General features: G+C 71.9%; 17 protein-coding genes. 2 read left to right on the plus strand and 15 right to left on the minus strand.

Annotated features, from left to right (window positions below; all coding sequences use genetic code 11):
* Nucleotides 1–68: 68 nt before the first annotated feature.
* The 5 genes from der to aroH all read right to left on the minus strand — a co-directional run bounded on the left by der (nt 69) and on the right by aroH (nt 4,687).
* Complete coding sequence (der, locus tag SMA5143A_RS11160; RefSeq protein WP_107462741.1) at nt 69–1,529, minus strand: ribosome biogenesis GTPase Der; 1,461 nt, start codon at nt 1,527–1,529, stop codon at nt 69–71.
* 141 nt (nt 1,530–1,670) lie between these two features.
* The gene (locus tag SMA5143A_RS11165) at nt 1,671–2,465 is read right to left on the minus strand and encodes a lysophospholipid acyltransferase family protein (RefSeq protein ID WP_258193468.1); all 795 of its coding nucleotides are present in this window, start codon (nt 2,463–2,465) and stop codon (nt 1,671–1,673) included.
* Entirely contained in the window at nt 2,423–3,100 is a 678-nt protein-coding gene (gene cmk, locus SMA5143A_RS11170; protein ID WP_055711176.1) for a (d)CMP kinase, read from the minus strand. Before cmk ends, SMA5143A_RS11165 begins: the two co-directional genes overlap by 43 nt.
* Nucleotides 3,101–3,242: 142 nt before the next feature.
* On the minus strand, nt 3,243–4,328 hold the full coding sequence (locus SMA5143A_RS11175) for a prephenate dehydrogenase (protein WP_107462743.1): 1,086 nt from the start codon (nt 4,326–4,328) through the stop codon (nt 3,243–3,245).
* Nucleotides 4,325–4,687 carry a chorismate mutase gene (gene aroH / locus SMA5143A_RS11180; RefSeq protein ID WP_107462749.1) on the minus strand — a complete coding sequence of 121 codons (363 nt, stop codon included), beginning with the start codon at nt 4,685–4,687 and terminating at the stop codon, nt 4,325–4,327. Before aroH ends, SMA5143A_RS11175 begins: the two co-directional genes overlap by 4 nt.
* Nucleotides 4,688–4,854: 167 nt before the next feature.
* Here aroH and SMA5143A_RS11185 point away from each other — a divergent pair, with 167 nt between their 5' ends.
* Nucleotides 4,855–5,283 (plus strand): Rieske (2Fe-2S) protein, encoded by a 429-nt coding sequence (locus tag SMA5143A_RS11185; RefSeq protein WP_107462751.1) that lies wholly within the window; start codon nt 4,855–4,857, stop codon nt 5,281–5,283.
* A 22-nt stretch (nt 5,284–5,305) separates the two neighbouring features.
* Entirely contained in the window at nt 5,306–6,067 is a 762-nt protein-coding gene (locus tag SMA5143A_RS11190) for a nucleotidyltransferase domain-containing protein (protein ID WP_107462753.1), read from the plus strand.
* Here SMA5143A_RS11190 and SMA5143A_RS11195 read toward each other — a convergent pair.
* From SMA5143A_RS11195 to SMA5143A_RS11240, 10 genes are all read right to left on the minus strand, one after another.
* On the minus strand, nt 5,984–6,745 hold the full coding sequence (locus SMA5143A_RS11195; RefSeq protein ID WP_107462755.1) for a nucleotidyltransferase domain-containing protein: 762 nt from the start codon (nt 6,743–6,745) through the stop codon (nt 5,984–5,986). The genes SMA5143A_RS11190 and SMA5143A_RS11195 overlap by 84 nt on opposite strands.
* Before the next feature lie 3 nt (nt 6,746–6,748).
* Nucleotides 6,749–7,771 (minus strand): ADP-ribosylglycohydrolase family protein, encoded by a 1,023-nt coding sequence (locus tag SMA5143A_RS11200; RefSeq protein WP_107462761.1) that lies wholly within the window; start codon nt 7,769–7,771, stop codon nt 6,749–6,751.
* Complete coding sequence (locus SMA5143A_RS11205) at nt 7,768–8,496, minus strand: NUDIX hydrolase (protein WP_107462763.1); 729 nt, start codon at nt 8,494–8,496, stop codon at nt 7,768–7,770. Before SMA5143A_RS11205 ends, SMA5143A_RS11200 begins: the two co-directional genes overlap by 4 nt.
* Nucleotides 8,497–8,690: 194 nt before the next feature.
* A complete protein-coding gene (locus tag SMA5143A_RS11210) occupies nt 8,691–9,764 on the minus strand; it encodes a pseudouridine synthase (protein WP_107462765.1) in 1,074 nt (357 codons plus the stop codon).
* Nucleotides 9,764–10,447: an SMC-Scp complex subunit ScpB gene (scpB, locus tag SMA5143A_RS11215; protein WP_107462766.1), complete on the minus strand. Its 684-nt coding sequence runs from the start codon at nt 10,445–10,447 to the stop codon at nt 9,764–9,766. The genes SMA5143A_RS11210 and scpB overlap by 1 nt, the downstream gene beginning before the upstream one ends.
* Entirely contained in the window at nt 10,444–11,565 is a 1,122-nt protein-coding gene (locus SMA5143A_RS11220) for a segregation and condensation protein A (RefSeq protein ID WP_107462774.1), read from the minus strand. Before SMA5143A_RS11220 ends, scpB begins: the two co-directional genes overlap by 4 nt.
* An 18-nt stretch (nt 11,566–11,583) precedes the next feature.
* Nucleotides 11,584–12,171, minus strand: a complete 588-nt coding sequence (locus SMA5143A_RS11225; RefSeq protein ID WP_107462776.1) for a hypothetical protein — start codon at nt 12,169–12,171, stop codon at nt 11,584–11,586.
* Nucleotides 12,156–13,292, minus strand: a complete 1,137-nt coding sequence (locus SMA5143A_RS11230) for a ParA family protein (protein ID WP_079049249.1) — start codon at nt 13,290–13,292, stop codon at nt 12,156–12,158. Before SMA5143A_RS11230 ends, SMA5143A_RS11225 begins: the two co-directional genes overlap by 16 nt.
* Before the next feature lie 416 nt (nt 13,293–13,708).
* Nucleotides 13,709–14,833 (minus strand): alanine dehydrogenase, encoded by a 1,125-nt coding sequence (gene ald, locus SMA5143A_RS11235; RefSeq protein WP_107462777.1) that lies wholly within the window; start codon nt 14,831–14,833, stop codon nt 13,709–13,711.
* Nucleotides 14,834–14,999: 166 nt separating this feature from the next.
* Nucleotides 15,000–17,099 carry a tetratricopeptide repeat protein gene (locus tag SMA5143A_RS11240; RefSeq protein WP_107462778.1) on the minus strand — a complete coding sequence of 700 codons (2,100 nt, stop codon included), beginning with the start codon at nt 17,097–17,099 and terminating at the stop codon, nt 15,000–15,002.
* Nucleotides 17,100–17,272: the final 173 nt, after the last annotated feature.

The following is a 17,272-nucleotide window of genomic DNA, read 5'->3' on the forward strand; positions in this document are numbered from 1 at the left end:
GCCGCCCTCCTCGTACGTGTCCGGTCAGACGTGCACGCCCATGCCCCCACGGACGTGCCCCGCCGGCTTCACTTCTTCTTGCCGCGCTTCTCGCGCACGCGCACGGAGATGTGGATCGGGGTCCCCTCGAAGCCGAACTCCTCCCGCAGCCGGCGCTCGACGAAGCGGCGGTAGCCCGCCTCGATGAAGCCGGAGGCGAAGAGGACGAACCGCGGGGGCTTGGTGCCCGCCTGGGTGCCGAAGAGGATACGGGGCTGCTTGCCACCGCGGATGGGGTGCGGGTGCGCGGAGACCAACTCGCCCAGGAACGCGTTCAGCCGACCCGTCGGCACCCGGGTCTCCCAGCCCGCGAGGGCCGTCTCGATCGCGGGGACCAGCTTCTCCATGTGCCGGCCGGTGCGCGCCGAGACATTGACCCGGGGCGCCCAGGCGACCTGGCCGAACTCGGTCTCGATCTCCCGCTCCAGGTAGTAGCGGCGCTCCTCGTCGAGGGTGTCCCACTTGTTGTAGGCGATGACCAGGGCGCGGCCCGCCTCGACGGCCATCGTGACGATCCGCTGGTCCTGCACCGAGATCGACTCGGAGGCGTCGATGAGGATGACCGCCACCTCCGCCTTCTCGACGGCGGCCGCGGTACGCAGCGAGGCGTAGTAGTCGGCGCCCTGCTGGAGGTGGACGCGCTTGCGGATGCCCGCCGTGTCGACGAACTTCCAGGTGACGCCGCCCAGTTCGATCAGCTCGTCGACCGGGTCACGGGTGGTGCCCGCGAGTTCGTTGACGACGACGCGCTCCTCGCCCGCCACCTTGTTGAGGAGGGAGGACTTGCCGACGTTCGGGCGGCCGATCAGGGCGATCCGGCGCGGTCCGCCGACGGCCGTGCCGAAGCGCTGCTCCGGGGCCTCGGGCAGGGCCTCCAGGACCGCGTCCAGCATGTCACCGGTGCCCCGGCCGTGCAGCGCGGACACCGGGTACGGCTCACCGAGGCCCAGCGACCACAGGTACGCCGCGTCGGCCTCGCCGCTCGGGCCGTCGACCTTGTTGGCGCACAGCACCACGGGCTTGCCGGCCTTGCGCAGCAGCCGGACGACGGCCTCGTCGGTGTCGGTGGCGCCGACCTTGGCGTCGACGACGAAGACGACGGCGTCGGCGGCCTCGATGGCGTACTCGGCCTGGGCGGCGACGGAGGCGTCGATGCCGAGGACGTCCTGCTCCCAGCCGCCGGTGTCGACGACCTTGAAGCGGCGGCCCGCCCACTCGGCCTCGTAGGTCACGCGGTCGCGGGTGACGCCGGGCTTGTCCTCGACCACCGCCTCGCGGCGGCCGATGATGCGGTTCACGAGCGTCGACTTGCCGACGTTCGGGCGGCCGACGACGGCGAGGACGGGCAGCGGACCGTGGCCCGCCTCGTCGAGGGCGCCCTCGACGTCCTCCAGGTCGAAGCCCTCTTCCGCGGCGAGCTCCATGAACTCCGCGTACTCGGCGTCGCCAAGCTCTCCGTGCTCGTGCTCGGAGGGAAACTGGTCGTTCATGAAGTCCGTACCTCGTCGTTCATCGTGGTGATCGGTGGAGCGGCCGACAGGTCCGCCGGCTGATCCACTACTCAGTGTCGCCCAGCGCCCGATCGGACGCCCGGCGTTTTTCTCGGGCTCGCCCCATCAAGTCCGCACTGGTCATCCCGGCCGACGTTCTTGACTGCCGGGGGTCCGGGGGTCGTCCCCCGGAGGATGGGAGCAACCGCGGCCGGTGAGCCGCCGTGCGTGGTCCAGGTGTGCGCCGAGCTGCTTCTGGATGCGCTCGGTCGCCTCGTCGAGGGCCTTGCGCGTCCGGCGGCCGCTGCCGTCGCCCGCCTCGAACGGGTCGCCGAAGACGACGTCGACGCGGGAGCGCAGCGGGGGCAGCCCCTTGATCAACCGTCCGCGCCGCTCCGTGCTTCCCAGGACGGCCACCGGGACGATCGGCGCGCCGCTGCGGACGGCGAAGTAGGAGAGCCCGGCGCGCAGCGAGGCGAAGTCGCCCTCGCCCCGGGTGCCCTCCGGGAAGATGCCCAGCACACCGCCGTGCTCCAGTACGGCGAGCGCCTGGGTGATGGCGGTGCGGTCCGCGGTCGAACGGTCCACCTTGACCTGCCCGATGCCGAGCAGGAAGGGATCGAGGGGACCGATGAACGCCTCCTTCTTGATGAGGAAGTGCGTCGGCCGGGGCGCCACACCCATGACCATGGGACCGTCGATGTTGTGGGAGTGGTTCACGGCGAGGATCACCGGGCCGGTCGTGGGGACCTTCCAGGCGCCCAGCACGCGCGGCTTCCACAGCCCGTACATCAGGCCGACGCCGATGCGCCGGCCGACCTCGGCGCCCCGTACCGAGGGGGCCTCGGCCGACGGGGTGCGACCCGAGGGGGCGCGGTCCGAGGACGCCTCGCTCACTTCGCCGCCCGCTTCTCCTCGACGAGGGTGACGACGCACTCGATGACCTGCTGGAGGGTGAGGTCCGAGGTGTCCACCTCGACCGCGTCGTCCGCCTTGGCGAGCGGCGAGGTCTTGCGGCTGGAGTCGGCGGCGTCCCGCTTCAGGAGGGCCTCGCGGGTCGCCTGGACGTCGGTGCTCTTCAGCTCGCCGCTGCGGCGGGCCGCGCGGGCCTCCGGGGAGGCGGTGAGGAAGATCTTCAGGTCGGCGTCCGGCAGTACGGTCGTGCCGATGTCGCGGCCCTCGACGACGATGCCGTTCTCGGCGTCGGCGGCGATGGAACGCTGGAGCTCGGTGATCCGCGCGCGGACCTCGGGTACGGCGCTGACCGCGCTGACCTTGGAGGTGACGTCCTGGGTGCGGATCGGGGCGGCGACGTCCGTGCCGTCGACCGTGATGGTCGGCGCGGACGGGTCCGTGCCCGAGATGATCTCCGGCTTGCCGGCCACGGCGGCGATGGCCGACGGGTCGTCTATGTCGATGCCGTTGGTGACCATCCACCACGTGATCGCCCGGTACTGGGCGCCCGTGTCGAGGTAGCTCAGCCCGAGCTGTGCGGCCACGGCCTTCGAGGTGCTCGACTTGCCCGTGCCGGAGGGGCCGTCGATGGCAACGATCACTGTGGCGCGTTCCACTGGGGGGCACCTTTCCTGTTCCGAGGTGGCGGGGCGAGACGGAAGGCGCCCCGGACAAGGGTACTGGGTGCGCGTAGCCCGTCCGGCCCTGCCCGCGGCGGCACCCCGGCGGCGGGCCGCCCTACGAGCGGACGGGCCGGTGTCACTGCCGCAGCGCCCACCCGCGCTCGCGCAGGGCGCCCGTCAGCACCGGCACCGCCTTCGGCTCCACCATCAGCTGGACCAGGCCGGCCTGCTGGCCGGTGGCGTGCTCGATGCGGACGTCCTCGATGTTGACGCCGGCCGCGCCGGCGTCGGCGAAGATCCGGGCGAGCTGGCCGGGCTGGTCGTCGATGAGGACGGCCACGGTCTCGTAGACGCGCGGCGCGGAGCCGTGCTTGCCGGGGACCCGGACCTGGCCGGCGTTGCCGCGGCGCAGGACGTCCTCGATGCCGGTGGTGCCCTCGCGGCGCTTGGCCTCGTCGGAGGCCTGGAGGGCGCGCAGGGCCTGGACGGTCTCGTCGAGGTCGGCGGCGACGTCGGTGAGGAGGTCGGCGACGGGGCCGGGGTTGGCGGAGAGGATGTCGATCCACATGCGCGGGTCGGAGGCCGCGACGCGGGTCACGTCCCGGATGCCCTGCCCGCACAGCCGTACGGCGGCCTCCTCGGCGTGCTCCAGCCGGGCGGCGACCAGGCTGGAGACCAGGTGCGGCATGTGCGAGACCAGGGCGACGGCCCGGTCGTGGGCGTCGGCGTCCATGACGACGGGCACGGCCCGGCAGTGCGAGACCAGCTCCAGGGCGAGGTTCAGGACCTCGGTGTCGGTGTCGCGGGTCGGGGTGAGCACCCAGGGCCGGCCCTCGAAGAGGTCGCCGGTGGCGGCCAGGGGGCCGGACTTCTCCCGGCCCGACATGGGGTGGGTGCCGATGTAGGCGGAGAGGTCGAGGCCCAGCGCCTCCAGCTCGCGTCGGGGGCCGCCCTTGACGGAGGCCACGTCGAGGTAGCCGCGGGCGAGGCCCCGTCGCATGGCGTCGGCGAGGGTCGCGGCCACGTGCGCGGGCGGGGCGGCGACGACCGCGAGGTCCACGGGCCCGGCGGGCGGCTCGTCGGTGCCGGCGCCGAGCACGGCCGCCGTCCGGGCGTGCTCGGGGTCGTGGTCGGTGAGGTGGACGGTCACACCGCGCTGGGCGAGGGCGAGCGCGGCGGAGGTGCCGATGAGGCCGGTGCCGATGACGAGTGCGGTTCTCACTGGGCGATGTCCTTGCGGAGTGCGGCCGCGGCGCCCAGGTAGACGTGCGCGATCTCGGAGCGGGGCCGGTCGGACTCGATGTGCGCGAGGATCCGTACGACGCGGGGCATCGCGCCCTGGATGTCGAGTTCCTGCGCGCAGATCAGCGGTACGTCGACGATGCCGAGCTTGCGGGCGGCGGCGGCCGGGAAGTCGCTGTGCAGATCGGGCGTGGCCGTGAACCAGATGCTGATCAGGTCGTCCTGGGTGAGCCCGTTGCGCTCCAGGACGGCGGTGAGCAGTTCACCCACCCGCTCGTCCATGTGCGCCGCCTGGTCCTCGTCGAGTTGGACGGCGCCCCGGACCGCTCGTACCGCCACGGTTTGGCTCCTTACCTGCTGTGCGTCACGGCTCCTTGCCCGTCCAGCCTAGTGATCCCGCCCTGACCGGGCGCGCGGCGCCCGCCTGCCGAGACACCCGCACGTGAAGCCATTTGTGGCACTCTGTCCTGAATTGAAGCTTCTGCGGTGTTCTTCGGAGTGACGACATGACGATGGGTACGACACGGCGCGCGGTGCTGGCGACCGGTGCGGCGGGCACGGCGGCACTGCTCGCGGGCTGCGGCGGGGGCGGCGACGGCAGCTCCGACACGACCTCGGCCCCGGAGGGCACGGGCACCGGCGGCGCTGCCGAGGCGCTGGCGACGACGGCCGACATCCCGGTCGGCGGCGGCAGGATCTTCAAGGACGAGAAGGTCGTCGTCACCCAACCCCGCGAGGGCGACTTCAAGGCGTTCTCGGCGGTCTGCACCCACCGCGCCTGCCTCGTGACCACGGTCGAGGACGGCACGATCAACTGCCCTTGTCACGGGAGCAGGTTCAGCGTCACCGACGGCGCCGTGGAGCACGGCCCCGCCCAGCGGCCGCTGCCCGCCGAGCGGATCACGGTCTCGGGGAATTCGATTCGGCTGACCTGAGCCGGCCCCGTACGCTCCCGGCATGCAGCCCTCGCACGCCCACGCCCTGGTCCGTGACCACACGATCTACTCCTGTGTGATGGGTTCACGCGCCTTCGGTCTCGCGACGGACGACAGCGACACGGACCGGCGGGGTGTGTTCCTGGTGCCGACCGCCCTGTTCTGGCACTTCGAGAAGCCGCCGACACATGTGGAGGGGCCGGGAGAGGAGCAGTTCGGCTGGGAGCTGGAGCGGTTCTGCGAGCTGGCCCTGCGCGCCAACCCGAACATCCTGGAGTGCCTGCACTCCCCCCTGGTGGAACACCTCGACGACACGGGCCGCGAACTGCTCTCCCTGCGCGAGGCGTTCCTGTCGCGGCAGGCCCACGAGACGTTCGCCCGGTACGCCCTGGGCCAGCACAAGAAACTGGAGGCGGACGTCCGCACGCACGGCGCGCCCCGCTGGAAGCACGCCATGCATCTGCTGCGCCTGCTGATGAGCTGCCGCGACCTGCTGCGCACGGGCACGCTCACCATCGACGTGGGTGACCGGCGCGAGCCCCTGCTGGCGGTCAAGCGCGGTGAGGTCTCCTGGGACCGCGTCGAGGCGTGGATGGTCCGGCTGGCCGCCGAGACCGAGGAGGCGGCGGCCCGCTCCCCGCTGTCGGCGGAGCCGGACCGGGCCCGGGTCGAGGACTTCCTCTTCCGCACCCGGCGCGCGTCAGCCCTTCGGGCCGTCGAGGCGGACCCGGATCACGAAGTCGTGCAGGGCGTCGTACGCGGCGGGGGTCTCCGGCAGCGCTGACAGGGCCTGTTCCTCGTCGAGCGTCTTGTGCAGCCGCTCCACGTCCTCGGCCACGCGGTCCTGGTCCACCTCGGCCTTGCCGTGCTCCTGTGCCGCCTTCGCGGCGACGAGGTCCGGCAGATACGCGGGGGCCTCCTCGACCAGCGGCAGCAGGCTCGGCAGATGGGCCTGCACCTCGCCGCCGCGCATCAGGTGGATGCCGGTGAGCAGCACCCGGAACGTGTAGAGCAGCGGCTTGAGTTCACCGGTCTTCTCGAACAGCCGCCACTGGGTGATGGCGAAACCCCGGTAGTGGTGGGCGTGATGCCGGGTGAGGACGCCCGGCGCGAGCGCGATCAGCTCGCGGTGTGCCTCCCCGGTGTGCACGACGAGCGGGGAGAGCAGCTGCTCCAGCACATAGCCGTTGCGGCGCAGCATCAGCCGTACGAACTTGCGCAGGTCGTGGGTGACGAGGTCCATCTCGACGCCGTCCCGGTCCCACATCCTCGACCGTGTCTCCTCGGGCTCCCTCAGGCCGACCAGGTGGGCGGCGGGCAGCAGATGCACACCGCGCAGGTCGACGTCGGAGTCGCGGGAGGGGAAGCCGTAGAGGTGGGCTCCGGAGACGGTGGCGAACAGCAGGGGATCGGGCTGTTCGGCGACCACCGGGGTCAGGTCGATGTCGAGGGCGTCGGTCATCCCTCAAGCGTCCCAGAGCGCCCCCAGCGACACGAGGTCGCCCTGGTACTCGATCCGGTCGGCCCACTCCACGGGCCAGGCGGCCGGGCCGTGGTGGGCGCCCGCGAAGGCGCCGGTGAGGCAGGCGATGGAGTCCGAGTCGCCGGAGGTGCAGGCGGCGCGGCGCAGCGCGGTGACGGGCTCGTCGACGAAGAGGAGGAAGCACAGCAGTCCGGTGGCGAGGGCCTCCTCGGCGATCCAGCCCTCCCCGGTGGCGAGGCAGGGGTCGGTCTCCGGGGACGGGGTGCGCAGTGCCTGCTGGACGCGGTCCAGGGCGTCGAGGCACTCGTCCCAGCCGCGGGTGATGTAGTGCTCGGGCGAGGGGTCCTGGCTGTAGGTCCACAGGTCGCCGAGCCAGCGCGTGTGGTAGCGGGAGCGGTTCTCGTACGCGTACGAGCGCAACTGTCCGACCAGGCCGAGCGGTTCGGCGCCCTGGGCGAGCAGACGTACGGCGTGGGCGGTGAGGTCGGCTGCGGCGAGCGCGGTGGGGTGGCCGTGGGTGAGGGCGGCCTGCAACTGGGAGGCCCCGGCACGCTGTTCGTCGCTGAGCGGACCGATGAGGCCGAGCGGCGCGACCCGCATGTTGGCGCCGCAGCCCTTGGAGTGGATCTGGCTGGCGAACTGCCAGGGGTGGCGCTCCCGTGCCAGGAGGTCGCAGGCGACCAGGCAGGTCCGGCCGGGGGCGCGGTTGTTCTCCGGGGAGCGGGACCAGTCGACGAACTCCTTGCGGACGGCCTTCTCCAGGGCCTCGGGGCCGAGCACCCCGCGGTCCATGGCCGCCCGCAGCCCGTGGCCGAGCGCCAGGGTCATCTGGGTGTCGTCGGTGACGATCGCGGGCCTCGGCAGCTCCATCTTCCGCCAGGGGCCGCACTTGGCGAGGATCGACGGTACGTCGTCGAACTCGGTGGGGAAGCCGAGCGCGTCCCCGAGGGCGAGGCCGAGCAGGGATCCGGTGGCGGCGCGCTTCGCGAGCAGCGTCATGGTCATCGGGGCCGTCCTTCCGTGGTGGGTCGCAGCAGGGGCGGGTGCAGGGCGGTGGCCCCACCCGCTCGGTACAGCGCGGCGGGCTTGCCGCGTCCGCCGGTCAGGCGGGCGGCGCCGGGCACCTGTTCGACGAAGCCCGGCGTGGCCAGCACCTTGCGCCGGAAGTTGGGCCGGTCGAGGGGAGTGCCCCACACGGTCTCGTAGACCTGCTGCAATTCGCCGAGCGTGAACTCGGGGGGACAGAAGGCGGTGGCGAGACAGGTGTACTCGAGCTTGGCGCCGACACGGTCATGGGCGTCGGCGAGGATGCGGTCGTGGTCGAAGGCGAGCGGTCCGACGGCGTCGAAGCGCAGCCACTGGGCCTGGGCGGCGTCGCCGCCGCCGTGCGGGACGGGCGGGTCGGGCAGCAGGGCGGCGAACGCGACGGTGACGACCCGCATCCGGGGGTCCCTGCCGGGCTCGCTGTAGGTGCGCAGCTGCTCCAGATGGAGCCCCGAGGCGTCCGTGACACCGGTCTCCTCGGCGAGCTCCCGCCAGGCGGCATCCTCGGCGGACTCGTCCGGCAGCACGAACCCGCCGGGCAGCGCCCAGCGGCCGGCATAGGGCTCCTGGCCGCGCTCGACGAGCAGCACCTGGAGGGTGCCCGCGCGGAGGGTGAGGACGGCGAGGTCGACGGTGACGGCGAAGGGCTCGAAGGCGTACTTGTCGTAGCCCTCGGGTGAGGTCATGTCCGTCGCCCCCTTTATGGTCACCCTGACTAATAGTCATCCCGACTATAAATGCGCCGGGGTGGGCGCACAACCCTTTACGGGGAAAGGAACGCCAAGAGCGGGACCGGAAACGGCAAAGGGCCGCCCCCGGGCACAAACCCGGGACCGGCCCGCCGCTGAACTCCGTGGGACCTGGCTGACCTCCGTGGGACCTAGAGGTCGACCTCCCCCATCAGCATCCCGACCTCGGTGTTGGACAGGCGGCGCAGCCAGCCCGACTTCTGGTCGCCGAGGGTGATCGGCCCGAAGGCGGTGCGGACCAGCTTGTCGACGGGGAAGCCGGCCTCGGCCAGCATCCGGCGCACGATGTGCTTGCGCCCCTCGTGGAGGGTGACCTCGACGAGGTAGTTCTTGCCGGTCTGCTCGACGACCCGGAAGTGGTCCGCGCGCGCGTACCCGTCCTCCAGCTGGATGCCGTCCTTGAGCCGCTTGCCCAGGTCGCGCGGGATGGGGCCGACGATGTGCGCGACGTAGGTCTTCTTCACGCCGTACTTGGGGTGCGTCAGCCGGTGCGCCAGCTCGCCGTGGTTGGTGAGCAGGATGACGCCCTCGGTCTCGGTGTCCAGACGGCCCACGTGGAACAGCCGGGTCTCCCGGTTGGTGACGTAGTCACCGAGGCACTGCCGGCCCTCCGGGTCCTCCATGGTCGACACGACCCCGGCGGGCTTGTTGAGGGAGAAGAACTGGTACGACTGCGTCGCCACGGTCAGGCCGTCGACCCTGACCTCGTCCTTCTCCGGGTCGACCCGCCGGCCCTGCTCGGTGACGATCTCGCCGTTGACCTCGACGCGGGCCTGCTCGATCAGCTCCTCGCAGGCGCGCCGGGAGCCGTAGCCGGCACGGGCGAGCACCTTCTGGAGCCGCTCCCCCTCCTGCTCGGCGCCCGGGAAGGTCTTGGGCAGCTTGATGTCCTTCTTGCCCGCGTACCGCTCCCGGTTGCGCTCCTCGGCGCGCGCGTCGTACTCGCGCGAGGTCGCCGGGGCCGAACGGCCGCGCCCGCGAGGCTGCTGCGCCTGCTTGGGGCCGCCCTTGGCGCCGCCGCGCGCGGAGGCGCCCCGCCCGGACTTCGGGCCGTCCTGCGTCCCGCCGGGGCCCACGTCGTAGCGGCGCTCCTCGGGGCGGGGCTTGCGGGGACGGCCCTGGCCGCCCTGCTTCTGGTCCCTGTCGTTGCCGGCACCGCGGTGGTTACCGCGCCCGCCGCTCTTGCCGCTACCGCTGCTTCGCATCAAAGTTCCGTCGTCGTCGTGTCAGTCATGGCCGACGTGGGCCCGTCGTCCGCGTCCGGGGCATCCGGATCGAACGACGGTACGGCTTCCTGGGTCTCGGCCTCGATCGCCTCGGCCTCCGGGAGGAAGGGCGCCAGTTCCGGTAGTTCGTCCAGGCCGCGCAGGCCCATCCGCTCCAGGAAGTAGTTCGTCGTCCTGTACAGGATCGCACCTGATTCGGGTTCCGTGCCCGCCTCCTCCACCAACCCGCGCTGGAGCAGGGTCCGCATGACCCCGTCACAGTTGACCCCGCGCACCGCGGAGACGCGGCTGCGGCTGACCGGCTGGCGGTAGGCGACCACGGCCAGCGTCTCCAGCGCGGCCTGCGTGAGCCGGGCCTGCTGCCCGTCCAGCACGAACCGCTCCACGGCGGCCGCGTACGCGGGGCGGGTGTAGAACCGCCACCCCCCGGCGATCAGCCGCAGCTCGAAGCCGCGCCCCTGCGCGGTGTAGTCGTCGGCCAGTTCCCGCAGCGCCTTGGCGATCTGCCGCTTCGGCCGCTCCAGGATCTTGCTCAGATGCTCCTCCGTCGCGGGTTCGTCCACGACCATGAGGACCGCCTCCAGGGCAGGCTTGAGGTCGAGGTCGGCGACGGTACGCAGCCCCCCTGGCACCCCTGTCACCTCGGTCGTCTCCTCGCTCACGCCTTGTCCTCCTTGGGGGGCTCGGGCGGCCGGTCGAACTCGTCCGTGACCACGGGCTCCGCGTCGCCGTCCCCGCCCGTCCAGCGGACGATCAGGTCACCGAGGGCGGTCTCCTGGTCCAGGGCCACGGCCTTCTCCCGGTACAGCTCCAGCAGCGCCAGGAACCGGGCCACGACGGTCAGGGTGTCGTCGGTGTCCTCGACGAGCACACGGAAACTGGCCTCCCCCAGCTCCCGCAGCCGCGCGACGACGATCCCGGCCTGCTCCTGCACGCTGACGAGGGGCGCGTGGATGTGGTCGACGTACACCTGGGGCCTGGGCCTCGGCTGCATGGCCTTCACGGCCAGCCTGGCGAATCCTTCCGCCCCGATGCTGATGACCACCTCGGGCAGCAGCTCCGCGTGCTGCGGCTCCAGGCCGACGGTACGGGGGTAGCGCCGGGCCTCCTCCTCCAGCCGCCCGTTGAAGATCTCCGCGATCTGTTTGTACGCCCGGTACTGCAAGAGGCGGGCGAACAGCAGGTCCCGGGCTTCGAGGAGCGCGAGATCGCCCTCGTCCTCCACCTCGGCGGCGGGCAGCAGCCGGGCCGCCTTCAGGTCGAGCAGCGTGGCGGCGACGACAAGGAACTCGGTCGTCTCGTCGAGGTCCCAGTCCGGCCCCATGGCGCGGATGTGCGCCATGAACTCGTCGGTGACCTTGGACAGGGCGACCTCGGTGACGTCCAGCTTGTGCTTCGAGATCAACTGCAACAGCAGATCGAACGGCCCCTCGAAGTTGGCGAGCCGAACCTTGAAGACCCCGTCGTCCTCCCCGCCGCCCTGCGCTTCGGCTTGCGTTGCGGTTTCGGCCGGAACGGCGACGGGCGTGGTCGCGACGCCGTCGTCAGCGTGGTGGGCGGTCGTAGCCTCGGCCGGAGCGGGTGGGCAGGAGGTCTCACCGGCCTCGGCCGGAGCGAGTGGGGAGGAGGTCCCACCCTCCTCGGCAGGAGCGGGCTCCTCGGTCTCCGGCTCAACCGGCGGAGCCACTGTGGGAGCCACCGGTCCTCTCCCCAGCGCACGCCGACGGCCGGCGGGACCGCCGGGGGGCGCCGCCGACGACGAGGGGTCATACGAGGTCATAGCCCCCGCAGGCTACCCCTACCGCCCCCGCAGCCGTCGTACGAGGATGCTCGCGTCCCCGCGGGACTCCAGATCCGCCAGGACCACGGCGACGGCCTCCCGGACGATCCGTCCGCGGTCGACGGCCAGCCCGTGCTCCCCGCGCAGCACCAGCCGCGCGTGTTCGAGGTCCATCAGCTCCTCGGCGGAGACGTACACGGTGATCTTCTCGTCGTGCCGCTCACGCCCACTGGGCCGGCGCCCGGCGGCCCGCCCCCGCTTGCGCGGCGCGGCCCCGGCGGCCGCGCCCGGTGTGGCAGAACCTTCCTGCGGCTTCGGCTGGCGCCCGGCGGCGGCCCGCTCGACGCCCGCGGCGGCGGACCGGCTGCGCGGCTGCTCGTCGGACTCGGCGTCCGCGGCCACATGCTCGGACCCCTCGCCGTCCCCGCCCTGCACGGGCACCGACGGCGGCGCGTCCTCCACGGCGCCGACGTCGCTCTCCCCGGCGGGAGCGGGCACACGGGCTTCTCCGTTGGCCCCCCGTCGGGGAGTGGACGGCTGAAGCGCCATTCCCCCTGTCGTACGGAAGAGTTCGTCGGCCCCCGGCAGACTCACTCGGCGTGACACCGGGCGAGCACCTCCCTGGCGAGCTGGCGGTAGGCGGCGGCACCGACGGAGTTGGAGGCGTACGTGGTGATCGGCTCACCGGCGACCGTGGTCTCCGGGAAGCGGACCGTGCGCCCGATGACCGTGTGGTAGACGTGGTCGTCGAACGCCTCGACGACCCGCGCGAGCACCTCACGACTGTGCACCGTACGGGAGTCGTACATGGTGGCGAGGATGCCGTCGAGCTCCAGCTCGGGGTTGAGCCGCTCCTGGACCTTCTCGATGGTCTCCGTCAGCAGCGCGACACCGCGCAGCGCGAAGAACTCGCACTCCAGCGGCACGATCACCTTGTGCGCGGCCGTCAAAGCGTTCACCGTGAGCAGGCCGAGCGAGGGCTGGCAGTCGATGACGATGTAGTCGTAGTCGGCCATCAGCGGCTTCAGCGCCCGCTGGAGCGTGGACTCGCGCGCGACCTCGGAGACGAGCTGGACCTCGGCCGCCGAGAGGTCGATGTTGCTCGGCAGCAGGTCCATGTTCGGGACCGCGGTCTTCAGCAGAACCTCGTCGGCCGACATGCCCCGCTCCATGAGCAGGTTGTAGACCGTGAGGTCGAGCTCCATCGGGTTCACCCCGAGGCCGACCGAGAGGGCGCCCTGCGGGTCGAAGTCGACGAGGAGGACCCGGCGTCCGTACTCCGCGAGCGCGGCACCCAGGTTGATGGTCGACGTGGTCTTGCCGACGCCGCCCTTCTGGTTGCACATCGCGATGATCGTCGCGGGGCCGTGGTCGGTCAGCGGGCCCGGGATCGGGAAGTACGGCAGCGGGCGCCCGGTCGGGCCGATGCGCTCGCGGCGCTGACGGGCCGCGTCGGGCGCGAGCGTCGCCGCGTACTCCGGATCGGGCTCGTACTCGGCGTCGGGGTCGTAGAAGTGCCCGTCGGGCAGCTCGTCGTAGTCGGCGAAGTGGTTGTGGACCCCGCCACTTCCGTCGCCGGCCATGGCGTTCACGTGTTGGCCATCCATGCTCTGGTGTGCTGGCTGAGTCACCCCTGAGGACTGGTGACCCTGGTGGGCTGCGAAGGTGCGGACTGCGACGGAGCCGACAGCCGCGAACCCCGTGGGTCCCGAGACCCGCGCAGGCATTCCTGGTTGACCACCCCCGGGAGTAAATGTCGACTCATTCACAAGTCGTCTTACCTCCTTGGTGACCAGGAAACTTCTAGATAGGTCAGCGTGGCACCATGCCGACGGTTGGCGACTCTATGGCGTGTCGGCGGTCCGCAGCAACACAATCCGCCGGACCCGGCCCGATGTGTCGGCAATGAAACATGCGGCTGTCAAGGGCGTAGGGCCGTCGCACAGCAGGTTTCACCGGTGCGTGAAACATCCGAAGGGTTACGTTCGAGGCGAGTTGCGCGAGTGTCGCAAAGTGACCATACACACATCCGGCCGGACCTTGTCGGGCAAGATCCGGCCGGGAAACCGCTGTTGACGACCTGTGTTGACGTATCGCCTTTTACTGAAAGGTGACTCAAAGCAGCCCGTCGACGGCCCTTCGGTCAGCCGAGGAGCGAGGCCAGTTCGGTGTGCTCCAGTCCGTGCGCCTCCGCGACCTCGCGGTAAACGACCGCCCCCTCATGGGTGTTGAGGCCCTTGGCCAGCGCGGGGTCACGGCGCAGCGCCTCGGCCCAGCCGTGGTCGGCGAGTTCCACGATGTACGGCAGAGTGGCGTTGGTCAGCGCGTAGGTGGAGGTGTTGGGCACCGCGCCGGGCATGTTGGCGACGCAGTAGAAGACCGACTCGTGGACCGGGAAGGTCGGTTCGGCGTGCGTGGTGGGCCGTGAGTCCTCGAAGCAGCCGCCCTGGTCGATCGCGATGTCGACAAGGACACTTCCGGGCTTCATCCGCGACACCAGCTCGTTGGTGACCAGCTTCGGCGCCTTGGCGCCCGGGATGAGGACGGCGCCGATGACGAGGTCGGCCTCCAGGCACGCCTTCTCCAGTTCGAAGGCGTTGGAGACGACGGTCTGGATCTTCGTGCCGAAGACCTTGTCGGCTTCCTTGAGCTTGTTGATGTCCTTGTCGAGCAGGGTCACGTGGAAGCCCATGCCGATGGCGATCTGCGCGGCGTTCCAGCCGGAGACACCGCCGCCGATCACCACGGCCCGCCCGGCGAGCACGCCCGGCACACCGCCGGGGAGCACACCGCGGCCGCCGTTGGCCCGCATCAGGTGGTAGGCGCCGACCTGGGGGGCGAGCCGGCCCGCGACCTCGGACATCGGGGCGAGCAGTGGCAGCGCGCGGTTCGGCAGCTCGACGGTCTCGTAGGCGATCGCGGTGGTGCCCGACTCGACGAGCGCGTCGGTGCATTCCTTGGACGCGGCCAGGTGCAGATAGGTGAAGAGGGTCTGGTCCTTGCGGAGGCGGTGGTACTCCTCGGCGATGGGCTCCTTGACCTTGAGCAGCAGGTCGGCGGTGGCCCACACCTCGTCGGCCGTGGCCAGGATCCGGGCGCCGGCGGCGACGTACTCGGCGTCCGGGATCGACGAACCGACACCGGCGCCCTCTTCGACGACGACCTGGTGGCCGTGGCGCACCAGCTCGTGCACACCGGCCGGGGTGATCGCCACTCGGAACTCGTTGTTCTTGACCTCGCGGGGGATGCCGACCTTCACGTCGATCACGGTCCTTGGATCGGAGGGGTGTGGGGGCGCGCACGCACAATCGGTACATGCCCGCACGATGCAGGACATACCCGTACGCATGGGAGCGCACCGGGAGACACCGCAGGAGAACCGGCGGCGCAGCCAGTCTAATGAAGGTATCCCCGCTGTCTAGCCTTTCAATGCATCAATCTTTCGCGGATGCACTACGGATTTCGTAGGCGTTAGGGCCGTGTTCCGGCTCCGTCTCGCCGGTCCCGGCGGTTTCGGGTGGCGTGTTCTCGCCGTCGAGCAGTCGCTCGGCGGCCCCCCGGTGCAGCCGGGCCGCCGCCGGGTCGCCCAGCCGTTCCAGGGTGTCGGCGAGCCGGATCTGGAGCGCGGCCTGCAACCGGACGTCCCCGGCGCGGCGCGCCCACTCCACCGCCTCCTGGCAGGTGGACAGCGCCTCCTCGGGGCGCCCGGCGTACTCCTGGACGCGGGCCATCTCGCTCAACGCCCTCGCCTGGGCGCCCACATCGCCGAGTCGGCGGTGGCCGGTGAGGGCCGAGCTCCAGTTGCGCAGCGCCTCGCCGTAGCGGCCCGCGTAGGTGTACGCGGTGGCGATACGGCCGTACAGCCGGGCGGCGTCCTCGCGCTCGTCCCGGGCGAGCCGCTGGGCGAGCGCCCTGCCGTACCAGTCGGCGGCCCGTTCGTAGTCCTCCAGCTCCTGGTGGGCGCCGCCTACGGATTCCATCGCGCGGCCGGTCGCGTAGGGGTCGTTCGCCTGCCGTCCGGCGTCGAGGGCGGCCCGGTAGCGGGCCAGCGCCGCCTTCGTCCGGCCGGTGCGGGCGTCCAGGTCCCCCAGGTTCAGCAGGGCCGCCGCCTTCTCACGGGGCAGGTCACGGCGCTCGGCGACATCGAGGACCAGCCGGTGGACGCCGTACAGGTCGGCGGCCGCGGCCTGGGTGCCGAAGTGGGCCACCAGGGCCCGGACGAGCTGGGACATCAGCCGTCGGGCGAGGGTGTCCAGCTGGCCGTCGGCGACGGCGAGCCGGGCGGCGGCGAGCAGCGCCGGTCGGCGCACCCGCAGCCACTCCTCGGCGGCCCGCGGGTTCGGGAACCGCAGCGCCTTGGGCATCTCCAGGAGCTTCTCGCGGGCGAGCGGGCTGTCGGTCTCGGTGATGGCCCGGCAGGACTGGAGCAGCCGTACCGTCCGCTCCAGCATCCGTGCCCGGGCCAGCTGGAGCTCGCCCGGCTTCTCCTGGCTCTCGGCGGCGGCGCGCAGCAGCGGCTGGAGGCAGCCGGGGACCTCGTACTGGGGCATCGCCGAGTCGGCCCGGTGCAGGAACCCCAGGGCCACGAGGTCGTCCAGCGCGGTGCGGGCGGCGCCGACGGAGCAGCCGGCGAGCCCGGAGGCGATGTGCGGGTCGACCAGGCCGGCCGGGGCGAGGGCGAGCAGGCGCAGTATCCGGGCGGCGGTGCCCGGCAGAGCCGCGTACGAGAGCCGGAAGACCCGGGCGAGGACCGGGCCCCCGTCGTCCTCGGCGCGGAGCTGTTTGGCCAGGTCGGAGACGGCGACGGTGGGCCGGGCGGCGAGCCATCCCCCGGCGAGCCGCAGCGCGGCCGGCTGGGCGGCGCACACCTCGGCGAGGATCTCGGCGGAGCGCGGGTCGACGGTGATGCGCACCGAGCCGGTGAAGCGTTCCAGCAGGGCCACCGCGGACTTGGTGTCCAGTCCGCCCAGGGTGCACGGGCGGACGTCGGAGATGCCCGTCAGCGGTCCCCCGGAGACCGCGACGACCAGCGAGTCGGGGGTGTCCGGCAGCAGCGCGTCGACCTGTTCGGCGTCGACCGCGTCGTCCAGCAGCAGCACCATCCGGCGGTCGGTCAGCGCCTCCCGGAGCGCCTCGCTGAGGTCGTCCTCGTCGGCCCCGGCGGGGACCGGGAGACCGAGTCCGCCGAGGAGGTGACCGGCGGCCCGCTCGACCGGGACGCGGGTGCCGTCCGGCTCGGCGAGACGGGCCCGCAGCACCCCGTCGGGGTAACCGTGGGCGATCTGCCGGACGAGTTCCTCGGCGAGCGCCGTGCGGCCGAAGCCGGGCCGGCCGGCGATGAGGAGCACGCGCGCGTGCGGTGCCTTGCGGCCGGCGAGGGTGTTGAGGCCGGCGCGGTCGATGTCGGCCCGCAGCTCCTTCAACTCCCGTGTCCTGCCGAGGAACTGACTGTCCGTGGGGGCGGCCTCGACAGCCGGGGGCCGCCCTGTTCCGGACGCCGGGGCTCCCCCGGTGTCCACCGCCTGATCCGCCACGGGCCACACTCCCGTCCCACCGCACGAGCCGGCCCGCCGGGACTCCGGTTCGGGCGTTTCCCGAGCCTAGTTCACGCTCTGCGACGATCTCGGCGGAGCGGGGCGCACGGATCCCTCGATCGGATCAGAAGATCGTACGACTGGCGCCGTCGAGGGAACGACCCCTACGCCCC

The organism is Streptomyces sp. MA5143a (assembly GCF_900290235.1).
Lineage (GTDB): Bacteria > Actinomycetota > Actinomycetes > Streptomycetales > Streptomycetaceae > Streptomyces.